Genomic DNA, 12407 nt, shown 5'->3' with positions numbered 1-12407 from the left:
TTTTTTAAGAATAAAATTTATCTACTAATATTTTCGAAACACGTTCTATTCCTTTTCCATCAATAAGTCGTATTCCATTTCTTACTAAATCTTCTCTCTCATCTAAAGAATTTATCATGCTAAATAAACCATTCTTAAAACTCTCTTTTGTTAGGTTATCGATTAGACCCAGATCTTTAATTGCCGAATATTTATTAGCTAATAGCTTGCTTCCTTTTGCATTAGGAATTGCGTGTGCTACGCTCAAAACAGGAATACCTAAGTACATTAATTCATATGTACTAACACCAAAAGTCGATATTGCCATATCAGCAAGAATTAATTCTTTAATTGAATAAGGTACCGCTTTCAATTTTAAATGTGCTGAATTTCTATTAGAATCTAAAATTTTGCTTAGTTCTTCTCTATGCATGAAACCCTCACCTATCAAAACAATAATTTCTAAATCCTTGTTTTTTATTCCTTGTAGATATTTTAATATAGTTAATAGAACTCCTTTGGGGTCACTTCCTCCGGTAGTAATAACAATTCTAAAAATATTAGCAGTTTCGGATTCTTTTTTCTGTTTTTTAAGATCTATTAGCTTATCATTTATGATAACATACTCTGGACCGATAAATAATTTATTCTTATTAAAACCCAAAGTTAACAATGAGTTTCTATCTGTATGTGCAGAAGGAATTATGGTTGCACAAGAATCTTTGGAAGCATTGCAAGAATTATGAAAGAATATAACTTTGATATTCTTTTTTAGTTGTAGCATAAATTCTCTAGCATACTGGTGGAGATCGTCTATAAAAACATTTGTGATTTTAAGAGTATCTATTACTTCCAATAAAAACTCTTCTTCTGGTTTATTTTTGTCATTATAATAAACGGAAAAACCTGCCTCGTTAAGTTTTTTTTCCAATATTTCGGAATAATTACTTGCAAAAACAATTTCAAAATTAGTGGTAAGCTTCATGTTTTTTGCTAGAGCAATACTTCTTACCAAATGTCCCAGGCCTTTTTTTAGTCCTCCATCAACTCTAAATAAAATTCTATTTTTCATTTTATTTGGTCGTTCCTATCTCTCTGGAAGGGTTGCCAACAACTTTGGTATAGTCTGGTACATCTTTTAAAACAACCGATCCAATTCCTATTAAAGACCATTTTCCTAAGGATATAAACTCTAGGGTACTACAATTTGTTCCCAAATATGCTCCCTCTTTTAAATGCACATCGGCACCAATACAAGCATTATTAGCCACATATGAATAATTGTCCAGTTTAGCACCATGTCCCACAAGGGATTGTGCATATATTTGAACATGATTCTTTATCTCAACATTTGGTCCTATATTTACAAACGGCTGAATACATACTCCATAACCTAATTTTGCAAATTTAGACACCACAGCTGTTGGATGAATTATGGTAGCAAATCTATTGTCTGGTATTTCTAAATCCAGAAGTTTATGAAGAAATTTATGATTAAGTTTTGTAGAAATCAATGTATAAAAGAAAAAAACATTTTCATCTTCTAGATATTGATCTACTACTTCCTTAGTGATTTTTCCAAGAATTGGATATCCATTAATAGGATTGGTTTCTCTATCATTTAAAAAACCAATGATTTCCCATTCCTGTTTCTGTAAATTAACATCCTCTACAGTCGAAGCTACGACAGTTCCATTTCCATAGCCACCGATAATTATAAGTTTTTTCATTACTAGTTGTCCTTTTTTCTTTGAATCATATTATGCTTCCGTAAAACCTCTTGAGCCTTTAGAATAATAGGAGGGCCAATAAATTTTCCATTAATGACTGCAACACCTTTATTATCCTTTCTAGCCTCTTCAGCATACTTTAGAGTTAATTGGGCATTTTCAACTTCTAAAGATGAAGGAGAATAATGTTCGTGGATTAAATCTAATTCTTTTGGATGAAGAGATAGCATGCCTTCGTATCCCAATTTCTTTGAGAGCACTAAATTTGTTTCTAAATCCTCCAGATCGTGAACATTAATATGAACAGTATCAATTGGTATTACATTCTTCGCTCTAGCCGCCATCGCTATGATAGATCTAGGAGTAAAAATACTTTGATGCTCTTTATCATGTATGCCTTTTAAATCTGAAACAAAATCTTCACTTCCAAAAGCTATTCCGATTACTCTAGTGGATGCTCCCGCTATTTCTTCCGCTTTTAAAACTGCAGAAGCGGTCTCTATTAGAGGAATAATTTTAAAAGTTCCTATTTCATATCCTTTTTCATATTCTATTGTCTCTAATAGTTTAGAGAAAAAATAGATATCCTTAGCTGATTTAGATTTTGGATACATAAAACCTTCTATACCCTCTAAAGTAAGTTCATAAACGTCTTTAAGGAGCTCTCCACTTTCTCGATCATTAACTCTTGGAAAAATATATTTTCCCTCAAATACTCCTTCTTGGATATATTTCTTAACTAATTCTCTTGCTAGTTTTTTGTTTTCCTTTGGTTGCACAGAATCTTCCAAATCCAATAATACAGCATCACTATTTGACCGAATAGCACTTTGCATTAGATTTTCCCTGTGACCAGGAACAAATAATAAACTTCTTAATAGATATTCTTTTTTCATACCACCTATAATTTGGGAACCAAAACTTTCCTTCTAAAACTTAATATTTTTTCCGATTTTTGATTGAAAGCAACGGTTTCAACATATATAATACCTTTTTCCTTATTACTAGTAATCCATTTATCAATAATCTTCGTAGAGGCGTAAATAGTATCATTAATAAAAACAGGTGCTAAATGTTTTACAGACTCATACTCAAGATTTGCAATAGCCTTTCCACTAATATCAGGTACGGTAATACCAACAACTAAACTAAAAACGAGCGTACCAACGACCAAAACCTCTCCATGCTGAGCTTTGTCACAATAATCAACATTAGTGTGAACTGGATGGTGATTCATAGTCAGCAAACTGAATAAATTATTATCACTTTCAAAAATTGTTTTTGATAAATTATGCTTGATGGTATCTCCAACAACAAAATCATTATAGGTATTTCCTAAATTACTTGCTTTCATGAGTATTTGCCCAATTTATTATTTTCTTTATTCTATTAAGGTGAGGTCTTTCATATACTTGACCATCTAATTTTATAACACTAAAATTATTTTCACCTATTTGTAAAACATTTTGCCAAATGGTTTTTGCTGTTTCTATTTCTTCTTCACTATAAAAAGGAAACTCATTGATCCATTTCAATTGATTGGGGTGTATCGTCATAATTCCATCACATCCCAAAGAAAAAGCCTCTTCTATATTTTCTGTATAGATTTCTTTGTTCTTAATATTCATCGAAGGAGAATCTAAAAACATTATTCCATTTGCTCTGGCAATATTTAAGATCTTATGTTTAGAATAATCCAAATTTTTTCTTATATGCTTCATGCTCATTGCATTACAATAATCATGGCTTCCTAAAGAAACGGCAACAATATTTAGTTTAGATTCTAAAATTTTTTCTAACTCTAATAAACAATTAGGATTTTCTACTAATAAAATCACTTCTATCTTGTCTAGTAAATTATCCCCATATTGCTCTATAATCCATTTTTCTAAAAAAAGCATTTCAACTTTTGCCGAAACTTTAGGAAATACAAATTTATTAAAACCAATATTCAAACTTTTTTGTAAAATAACATTATCAATTTGCTCATTAACAAATAAGGGAGGTCTCACCCAACAGTTTTTCTTGTCTGATAGGTTTTTTAGGTTTTTTAAAGCCTCTTCTAGTTCGCTAGAGGCAACTGCATCCTCTAAGTCAAAAATCATATGATCAACAACAAGAGACTTGGATTTTTCTATAAATCGTTTATTATTGGCAGGAACAAAAAAATAACTATCTAACATTTTTTTCTAGTATTTTGAACTTCATTTCCGCGATATTCCAATCTTCGATTGTATCGATATCTTGGGACTCAAAACTATTTATCAAAAAAGGTTTAATACTACCCGATGAAAGTCTATTATTATTTTTCTTCAAAAAACTATTTACTTTAGTAAAGTAAAACATTCCTGCATCATGATATGTCTCTTCCAAGTCTTGAGATCTAGTTTTATAGTCTTCAAGATTGCAAAAATTTAAATGTCCTTTTTTGTTTTTTTTTAAAGCTCTTTGAATAGGATAATCAAATTTAACTACAGGAAGAACCGAATCAGTTTCATCTTGACAAAGTATACTGTGTGCTTCTATTATCTGCTCTGGTTTTAAAAAAGGGCAAGTAGCCATAATACAACTTACCGCTTCAAAATCTATTTTTTTTGCTTTGTACCAATTTAAGACTTCATATACCACATCATACAAAGTTGCATAGTCATTTGAATTTTCCACACTTCTAATAAAAGGCACTACAGCTCCAGATTTTGTTGCTATTTCTGCTATTTCATGATCGTCAGTAGAAACCATTACTTCCTGAAAAATGTCGGAGTCCAAAGCAGCTTTAATTGAATATTCAATGATTGGTATTCCTAAAAAAGGTTTAGTGTTTTTTTTAGGAATTCTTTTACTTCCTCCACGAGCTGGTATAATTGCAAGATTATTCATTATTAGTATATTCTAATACTTTATTAATGACAAAATTTTGTTCTTCCTCTCTAAGGGTTGGATACATAGGTAAACTAATACATCTACTATAATAGTTTTCCGCGTTGATTAAATTGGAACCGTCATACCCAATATTTCTGTAATATGGCAACCTATGAACTGGGATATAATGAATTTGAGCAAAAACTCCCTCTTTTTGTAAATGATTATATAAACCCTCACGATCCTCCACTTCTATAACAAATAAATGATGAGCATTATATCTTTGCTTGGGTAAATATTGATATTTGATTTTATTACTGAATGCCAGTTTATATTTTTCTGCTATTTGATTTCTTTTATCAACTCCAACAGTATTCTTTTTAAGCTGAGTAATCCCTAGGGCTGACTGAATATCGGTCAATCTATAATTAAAGCCTAATTCTTGCATTTCATAAAACCACCCTCCATGATTTTCAGACATGTTTGCTTTTGTAATACCATGAGTTCTTAAAAGAATTAGTTTTTTATATAATTCTTCGGAGTTTGTGGTAATCATCCCTCCTTCTCCACAAGCAATATGTTTAACAGGATGAAATGAAAACACTCCTAAGTCAGCGTAATTACCATTACCGCACATCTGTTTTTTTCCTTTTGAATCGAAAAAGTATCCTCCTGGTGCGTGACAAGCATCCTCAATAATCCAAAGATTGTGTTCATCTGCTAGGTTCCTAAACCCCTCTAAATCAACAGGTAGTCCGCCAAAATCAACAGGGATGATGCCCTTAAAAAATCCTTTTGGTTTACTTTCTATTAATTTTCTGACGCTTTCAATAGACAAAAGATAAGTATCTTGATCTATGTCTGCAAACCAAACTTCTCCCTTTGCATACCTCACGCAATTGGCAGATGCTGCAAATGTTATAGGTGTCGTTATTACTCGTTCTCCCTTTCTCAAATCTAGAGCTAAAATAGATAAATGAAGACCTGCAGTAGCATTACTAACAGCAACTGAGAACTTTGCCCCAACATATTTCGCAAATTTTTCTTCGAATTCTCTAACCTTCGGACCCTGTGTTAGGAAATCTGCATTTAAGGTTTCTACAACAGCTTTGATGTCATCCTCGTCGATGCTTTGTCGTCCGTATGGTATATTCATTTCCATTACACTTCAAAAGTTGAATCTACATGAATTTTTATTAATGATCTAAGAGTTTCTATCGTTTCCCAATGATCATTTTTTCCTGAATTATAACTAAACCCTTGTTCTACTTTTTTTGCATTAAAGGTTTTTATAAAATTTTCTAAGTTCCAATTATGAGAAGCCGGAAGAATAGCATAATATTTTCCTAGATCATATGTATAAAATGAATCCGAAGGAGTTATCATCTCTTCATGTACCTTTTCACCTGGTCTTATTCCAACAGTTATTTTCTTACATTCAGGTCCAATTGCTTCTGCTACATCCATAATCTTATATGAAGGTATCTTTGGAACGAAAAGTTCTCCTCCCCAGGCATGTTCTAGCGCATGCATTACCATTTCTACACCTCCTTGTAAAGAAATATTAAAACGAGTCATGTTAGGATCGGTTATTGGTAATTTACCTTCTTTTTTCTTTTTAATAAAAAAAGGTATTACCGAGCCATTAGACCCCATAACATTTCCGTATCTAACTACAGAAAATTTTATAGGGTTTTCTCCTTTGATATTGTTTGCAGCTACGAAAAGCTTATCAGAAGTTAATTTGGTTGCTCCGTAAAGGTTTATTGGTGCACAAGCTTTATCCGTTGAGAGAGCCACAACCCTTTCTACATTAGTCTTAAAACACGCCTCAACTACATTTTCTGCTCCCCCGATGTTTGTCTTAATACATTCATCAGGATTATATTCGGCAATGTGTACATGTTTCATGGCAGCAGCGTGTATGATATAGTTAACACCTTGAAAAGCTCTTACCAGCCTTTCTTTATCTCTAACATCTCCAATAAAATATCTAATCTGAGGATACATTTCGTTTGGAAACTCTTGAGCCATTTGAAATTGCTTTTGCTCATCCCTTGAAAATATAATAAGCCTTTTAACTTCAGGATGTGTTAACAATATATGTTCAGTCAAAGCTTTTCCCAATGAACCTGTACCACCTGTAATAAGAATAGATTTACCTTTCAAATCTAACATTTAATTCTCTTTTTTTAATTTTATCAAAGAATCCCTCCAGTCTAATATATTATAATTGTATATTCTTTGAGTCTTTTCTTTATCCAAAACACTATATTTCGGTCTTTTTGCAAAAGTAGGGTAATTATCTGTTTTTTCAAGCTTTATTCTTTCCTGTTTCCCTAGTTTTTTTAAAATTTCTTCTGCAAAATCATACCAAGTCGCCTTACCAAGATTGCTAAAATGGTAAATTCCATAATTTTCAGTTTTACTTTCTACAAGCTCTAATAAAAATTTAGATAAGTCGTTAGCATTCGTAGGTGTGCCTACCTCAGTAGCTATAATGGAAAGCTTCTTTTCGGTATTTGACTTATCTAAAATAGTCTTATAAAAATTTTTACCGTATTGAGAATATAACCAAGAAGTTCTTATGATAAAGTATTTATCTGTTATACTTTGAATATATAACTCCCCCTTTAACTTTGATTTTCCATATTCATTAATAGGATTCGGCACATTCTCTTCTGTATAAGGGACCTCTTTTTTACCATCGAAAACATAATCTGTAGATATATGAATAAGTATTATGTCTTTTTCTTTACAGACTTCTGCTAAGTTCTTTACTCCTTCTGCATTAACCAAAAAAGCTTTGCTTGCTTCTTTTTCAGCTTGTTCTACATTTGTGTAAGCAGCACAATTAATAAGATATTGAAATTTTTCTTTACTTAAAAAAGTAGTTATAGATTTTTTACTAGTTATATCAAAATCTCTCTTGGTAGAGAAAAAGATATTTAACAAAGTATAGCTGTCTTTTAAGCTTTTTATGCATTGTGCCAATTGACCATTAGATCCTGTTACTAAAACATTTGTCACTTTCATGAGTCCTTAACCATCTAAAACTAAATTTTAATTTCTATAATAATTTCTCAAATAACGATTCAATGACAAGAATAGAAGTACTAAAAACGTTAACCCAACAAAACCGATTGGCATGAGCACCTTTTTCTGTCTAAAAAAACTATTTACTAATGCTCCTCGATTTGGGAAATCTGAAATTACGTTAATAATATTCTTTGTGTAAGCTTTTCTATTATTAATTTCCAAAATCTCCTGGCCTAGTGATTTTGCTTCTTTTAATAATGCAATCTCAGATCTATCTAATTGATTGTTTTCTGAGCTTAGGTTTATACTTGTACTTGAAGATTTCTCAATCTTTTCTGCGTCAATTAACTTTAGTTTTTGGTAAAATTTCTTTAATGAATCCACTTCTGTTAATTGTTTTCGCACTATAGAATCATTTATTTTTAAATTCAAATCATTCGTGTTTTTGCGTAATTGAAAATACTGATTGTTGGATATAGAGCGAACAATAGCATTTTGGCATTTTTTTGCTACCTCAGGTTCCAAGGCTTTAATAGTAATTTTATGAAATTTGGCATTAATATTATTAAAGTTTTCAAGATAATCTTCGTAACTTAAATTTGCTCTAGAAGTACTATCTAACGTATTAACGAAATCACTGAATTGCTTAAGCTTCTGATTATCATCACTAAAGGCTTCAATGGACACACCAACGATGTTACCTGCCTCTTTATCAGATATTTTTAGAGCTAATGCTAAATTTTTGTACTCAGCATCTTTTGCTAATTCATTATAGAATTCAATATTATTATATAATTGTTGTGCACTATTAAAATTAGGTTCTACGATCATCGAAGATCTATAAATTGGCTCAGTGTTATAATCTAGATACCAACCTAAAGCAATCCCAACTATTCCAGCAATTGCAAACTTCAAAAAATGAACACGAATAAACTGAAGAAATGAAATAATGGCAGAAAAGATCCCTTTAAGAATATTTTCGATAAATTGAAATAGTTTGTTAAACGCATCTCCTATCAATTTAAACAACTGTCCTAAATCTATTTCCTCCGAAGTGTTTTCTTTATTACTCATAATCAGGTACTATTGATCTTTTTAAAAGTGCCGCAAAGGTACTGTGTTTTCTAAAAATAAAAAGAACTTTGTATTATTTATTTAATTCATTAAAATTAGGTAAAATATTATCTTTCTCTGATACTAAAATTTCTGATACTTTCAATTTCCAATCAATTTCTAAATCTGGGTCATCATATTTAATTCCGGTTTCTGCATCTTTGTAATAATAATTATCACATTTATAGTTAAAAATTGCTTGGTCACTCAACACAACGAAGCCGTGAGCAAAACCTCTTGGAACAAACAGTTGGTAATTATTTTGATCATTTAATTCTATGGCAAAATGTTTCCCAAATGTTGGAGAGTCTTTCCTTAAATCTACAGCTACGTCTAAAACGCTGCCTTTTGTTACTCTTACCAATTTTGCTTGTGCATATTCTCCTTTTTGGAAATGAAGTCCTCTTAAAACTCCTCTGGTAGAAATTGATTGATTATCCTGAACAAAATTAATGTTCAAACCAGTTAACTTCTCAAATGTTTTTTGATTGAAGCTTTCAAAAAATGAACCTCTTTCATCTTTGAATATTCTCGGTTTCAATATAAAACAACCCTCTATGTTTGTTTCTTCTATTTCCACTATACGTACTTTGCTTTTTCCATTCTGAACTTATTCATAAATTCCAGCCTTCACTTCGACAGGCTCAGTGTGACACGCTGGAATGACAACAAAATTAAATTAACTGCAATAAATATTTTCCATAACCACTTTTAATCAGAGGTTTTGCCAGAGTTTCTAGCTCTGTTTTTGAAATAAACCCTTTGTTATAAGCTATTTCTTCTATCGCTCCAATTTTTAGCCCTTGTCTTTCTTCTATCACCTGTACGAACTGAGATGCTTGCATTAAGGAATTAAAAGTACCTGTGTCCAACCAGGCAGTACCTTTATCCAGAATGCTAACTTTTAGTTTTCCTTGTGTAAGATATGCATTGTTAACATCGGTTATTTCTAACTCTCCTCTATCACTTGGTTTTATATTTTTTGCTATTTCTACAACTTCATTATCGTAAAAGTAAATTCCGGGAACAGCATAATTAGATTTAGGGGATTTTGGTTTTTCTTCTATGGATATTACATTGCCTTCACGATCAAAATCTACCACTCCGTATCGTTCGGGATCTTGAACGTGGTACGCATAAATAATTCCACCACTTGGATCATTATTGTTTTCCAATAACTCCTCGAGACCTGATCCATAAAAGATATTATCTCCTAAAATCAATGCTACTTTGTCTTTTCCAATGAACTTTTCGCCAATTATAAATGCCTCTGCCAGTCCATTAGGTTCTTTCTGAACGGCATATTCAAAAACACATCCGTATTTTTTACCATCGCCTAATAATTTCTCAAACAACGGCAAATCTAATGGAGTAGAAATAATAAGGATTTCTCTTATTCCAGCAGACATTAGTGTAGAAAGTGGATAATAAATCATTGGTTTATCATACACTGGCATTAGTTGCTTACTTATTGCTAATGTTAGTGGGTGTAAACGTGTACCTGATCCTCCTGCTAGTATGATTCCTTTCATTTGTTGTTATATTGTTTTAGTGATTAAATGGAATTGATCAAAAATCACTCTTCGGTACATCAAAAACTCTCAAGTTGACTCCATTTCATATTTAAAACTTATGGATTCCGGTATTCACCAGAATGACAGTTAAGAGTCGTACTTATCTAAATACCATTGTATCGTTTTTTCAATTCCGGATTCGAAATTTTCTTCGGCCTTCCATCCCAATTCAGCCTCAATTTTTGAGGCATCAATTGCGTATCGGAAATCGTGGCCTGGTCTATCAGTTACAAATGTAATTAAATCCAGATACGATTTTTGATTTTGTAACGGCTTTAAGGTATCAAGAATTTTACAAATAGTTCTAGCTATATATATATTCTCTCTTTCGTTTTTACCTCCAATATTATACGTTTCGCCCAGTCTTCCTTTTTCTAAAACTAAATCAATTCCTTTACAATGATCTAAAACATATAACCAATCCCTGATATTTTTACCATCTCCGTAAATAGGAATACTTTCTTCTGTAACAGCTTTTCTTATTATAGTAGGAATTAACTTTTCATTATGTTGTCTAGGCCCATAATTATTAGAACAATTGGTAGTCACTACTGGTAAACCATAAGTATGAAAATAACTTCTTACCAGCATGTCGGAAGAGGCCTTGGATGCACTATATGGACTATTAGGAGCATACGAAGTTTTTTCTGTAAAAAGACCTGTTTCTCCAAGAGTTCCATATACCTCATCTGTAGACACATGAAGAAATTTAGAATCCTCCATTCCTTCTTTAAAAACGTTAGGCGCATCCATCCAACTTTGGTAAGCAACCTGAAGTAAATTAAATGTACCAACAATATTAGTATCTATAAAAGCTCCCGGATTACTTATTGAATTGTCAACATGAGACTCTGCGGCAAAATGAACTACCTCATCTATTTTATACTCAGAAAATATTTTTTGAACTAAAGTTACATCACAAATATCTCCTTCGATAAAAGTATAATCGCAATTGTCGGACACCTTGATATTATCAAGATTTGCTGCATAGGTAAGCTTATCAAGATTGATCAGTTTGATATTTTGAGACTTTGATTTATAGTTTAAGTAATTTGAACCTATAAAGCCTGCTCCTCCTGTAACTAAAATTGTATTTTTCGACATCTAATCTTTGATAAAGCTATTTATTCTACGAGAAATATTTAAAAGCAAGAAGATCATTGAGACTCCCACACAAAGAATTAACGGTAATAATAGTAGTAATCTTTTATGTACACCAACCGGTTGAGGAATAATATTTCCATACTCCACAACCTCAAAAAGCTCTTTATCCAACGTTAGGGTTCTTTCTTGTTGGTTAATTGCATTTAATAAATCATTCTTTCTTTTTAATAAGGAAGAAATAGTAGGAATTTCCGATTCTTCTGCATACACCACTATTTCTTTATTTTGCTTGCCTTGGTTTTTATTCAATTTATCCAAATATTCTTCCACATAAAGCAAGGTCTCTTTATTTTTTTCTAAATTACGTTTGGTCTGTTTTAATTGTAATGATAATTGTTTATTGTAATATTCGTTGGAGGCAATGTAAGACAGTAATGCTTTTGAAACTTCTTTGTTGTCAGATGATTCGCTATTAAAGTCGAATTTTAGTCTATGATATTTATAAAAATCCCTGTATTTATCATCTTCTAAAGTTTTCTCATCATACTCTTCTATTATGTGATGAAAATAATCCTGATCTCCATATTTTACGTGTAATCCATCCAGCACATCGGTAGCTTGAATTATTGGTTCCAACGTTATTTCTTTTATCTCGGACACCTGAGATGAATCTATTTGTAATTTTTCTAGAAACGCTTTGTCATTTAAATTCTTTGCCAAGCCATCTATAAAATCATAGATGTATTTATTTGTTTCGTATTTGGGTTCTATTATTATTTCCTGAGAAAATATTTTAGTTATTTTTAATTTTTTGTCCAGAAAATACCCTCCTATAGCTCCTAAAATAAGCAAAACAGCAAACAAAGCAATATTCTTTTTATAGAATAGAACAATTGCGACCAAGGTCTTTAAAATCCCTTTGAAACCTTCTTTAATAGCATTAAAGAAGGGCTTAACGTCTATTATTTCGTTATCATCATTGTATGGATTCGGTTGTTCTTGGTTCATA

Annotated in this window: 14 protein-coding genes; all 14 read right to left on the bottom strand. The window is 31.5% G+C overall.

Translation table 11 applies throughout. The features are described 5' to 3' along the window. Positions 1-4: 4 nt before the first annotated feature. Entirely contained in the window at positions 5-1051 is a 1047-nt protein-coding gene (locus ACFSR1_RS12850; RefSeq protein WP_378293091.1) for a hypothetical protein, read from the bottom strand. 1 nt (position 1052) lies between these two features. Further along, positions 1053-1709, bottom strand: a complete 657-nt coding sequence (locus ACFSR1_RS12845; RefSeq protein ID WP_378293089.1) for a PglD-related sugar-binding protein — start codon at positions 1707-1709, stop codon at positions 1053-1055. Between the two features lie 2 nt (positions 1710-1711). Then, positions 1712-2605: an HpcH/HpaI aldolase/citrate lyase family protein gene (locus tag ACFSR1_RS12840; protein ID WP_378293087.1), complete on the bottom strand. Its 894-nt coding sequence runs from the start codon at positions 2603-2605 to the stop codon at positions 1712-1714. 5 nt (positions 2606-2610) lie between these two features. Further along, positions 2611-3063 (bottom strand): MaoC family dehydratase, encoded by a 453-nt coding sequence (locus tag ACFSR1_RS12835; RefSeq protein WP_378293085.1) that lies wholly within the window; start codon positions 3061-3063, stop codon positions 2611-2613. Further along, complete coding sequence (locus ACFSR1_RS12830) at positions 3050-3892, bottom strand: HpcH/HpaI aldolase/citrate lyase family protein (RefSeq protein WP_378293083.1); 843 nt, start codon at positions 3890-3892, stop codon at positions 3050-3052. Before ACFSR1_RS12830 ends, ACFSR1_RS12835 begins: the two co-directional genes overlap by 14 nt. Continuing rightward, positions 3882-4586, bottom strand: a complete 705-nt coding sequence (gene pseF / locus ACFSR1_RS12825) for a pseudaminic acid cytidylyltransferase (RefSeq protein WP_378293081.1) — start codon at positions 4584-4586, stop codon at positions 3882-3884. The genes ACFSR1_RS12830 and pseF overlap by 11 nt, the downstream gene beginning before the upstream one ends. Beyond that, the gene (pseC, locus tag ACFSR1_RS12820) at positions 4579-5724 is read right to left on the bottom strand and encodes a UDP-4-amino-4,6-dideoxy-N-acetyl-beta-L-altrosamine transaminase (RefSeq protein ID WP_378293079.1); all 1146 of its coding nucleotides are present in this window, start codon (positions 5722-5724) and stop codon (positions 4579-4581) included. The genes pseF and pseC overlap by 8 nt, the downstream gene beginning before the upstream one ends. 5 nt (positions 5725-5729) lie before the next feature. Then, positions 5730-6746 carry a UDP-N-acetylglucosamine 4,6-dehydratase (inverting) gene (pseB, locus tag ACFSR1_RS12815; RefSeq protein ID WP_378293077.1) on the bottom strand — a complete coding sequence of 339 codons (1017 nt, stop codon included), beginning with the start codon at positions 6744-6746 and terminating at the stop codon, positions 5730-5732. After that, a complete protein-coding gene (rfbD, locus tag ACFSR1_RS12810) occupies positions 6747-7604 on the bottom strand; it encodes a dTDP-4-dehydrorhamnose reductase (protein WP_378293075.1) in 858 nt (285 codons plus the stop codon). Between the two features lie 27 nt (positions 7605-7631). After that, positions 7632-8681, bottom strand: a complete 1050-nt coding sequence (locus tag ACFSR1_RS12805) for a hypothetical protein (RefSeq protein ID WP_378293073.1) — start codon at positions 8679-8681, stop codon at positions 7632-7634. Positions 8682-8754: 73 nt separating this feature from the next. Then, the gene (rfbC, locus tag ACFSR1_RS12800) at positions 8755-9300 is read right to left on the bottom strand and encodes a dTDP-4-dehydrorhamnose 3,5-epimerase (RefSeq protein WP_378293071.1); all 546 of its coding nucleotides are present in this window, start codon (positions 9298-9300) and stop codon (positions 8755-8757) included. A 94-nt stretch (positions 9301-9394) separates the two neighbouring features. Beyond that, positions 9395-10252, bottom strand: coding sequence for a glucose-1-phosphate thymidylyltransferase RfbA (gene rfbA / locus ACFSR1_RS12795; RefSeq protein ID WP_378293069.1), 858 nt, complete (start codon positions 10250-10252; stop codon positions 9395-9397). Positions 10253-10381: 129 nt separating this feature from the next. Continuing rightward, positions 10382-11398: a dTDP-glucose 4,6-dehydratase gene (rfbB, locus tag ACFSR1_RS12790; protein ID WP_378293067.1), complete on the bottom strand. Its 1017-nt coding sequence runs from the start codon at positions 11396-11398 to the stop codon at positions 10382-10384. Then, positions 11399-12406, bottom strand: a complete 1008-nt coding sequence (locus ACFSR1_RS12785; RefSeq protein ID WP_378293065.1) for a hypothetical protein — start codon at positions 12404-12406, stop codon at positions 11399-11401. Between the last annotated feature and the right edge of the window lies 1 nt (position 12407).

This window comes from Aquimarina rubra, assembly GCF_042684305.1.
Lineage (GTDB): Bacteria > Bacteroidota > Bacteroidia > Flavobacteriales > Flavobacteriaceae > Aquimarina > Aquimarina rubra.
Note: the sequence above shows the minus strand (reverse complement) of the source record. Positions and strands in the feature narration are given on the sequence as shown.

Coding starts and splice junctions, on each gene's coding strand:
- ACFSR1_RS12830 (WP_378293083.1), bottom strand. CDS start 3,892: ATGTTAGATAGTTATTTTTTTGTTCCTGCCAATAATAAACGATTTATA.
- rfbD (WP_378293075.1), bottom strand. CDS start 7,604: ATGAAAGTGACAAATGTTTTAGTAACAGGATCTAATGGTCAATTGGCA.
- rfbA (WP_378293069.1), bottom strand. CDS start 10,252: ATGAAAGGAATCATACTAGCAGGAGGATCAGGTACACGTTTACACCCA.
- ACFSR1_RS12845 (WP_378293089.1), bottom strand. CDS start 1,709: ATGAAAAAACTTATAATTATCGGTGGCTATGGAAATGGAACTGTCGTA.
- pseB (WP_378293077.1), bottom strand. CDS start 6,746: ATGTTAGATTTGAAAGGTAAATCTATTCTTATTACAGGTGGTACAGGT.
- pseF (WP_378293081.1), bottom strand. CDS start 4,586: ATGAATAATCTTGCAATTATACCAGCTCGTGGAGGAAGTAAAAGAATT.
- ACFSR1_RS12805 (WP_378293073.1), bottom strand. CDS start 8,681: ATGAGTAATAAAGAAAACACTTCGGAGGAAATAGATTTAGGACAGTTG.
- ACFSR1_RS12850 (WP_378293091.1), bottom strand. CDS start 1,051: ATGAAAAATAGAATTTTATTTAGAGTTGATGGAGGACTAAAAAAAGGC.
- rfbB (WP_378293067.1), bottom strand. CDS start 11,398: ATGTCGAAAAATACAATTTTAGTTACAGGAGGAGCAGGCTTTATAGGT.
- ACFSR1_RS12840 (WP_378293087.1), bottom strand. CDS start 2,605: ATGAAAAAAGAATATCTATTAAGAAGTTTATTATTTGTTCCTGGTCAC.
- pseC (WP_378293079.1), bottom strand. CDS start 5,724: ATGAATATACCATACGGACGACAAAGCATCGACGAGGATGACATCAAA.
- ACFSR1_RS12785 (WP_378293065.1), bottom strand. CDS start 12,406: ATGAACCAAGAACAACCGAATCCATACAATGATGATAACGAAATAATA.
- ACFSR1_RS12835 (WP_378293085.1), bottom strand. CDS start 3,063: ATGAAAGCAAGTAATTTAGGAAATACCTATAATGATTTTGTTGTTGGA.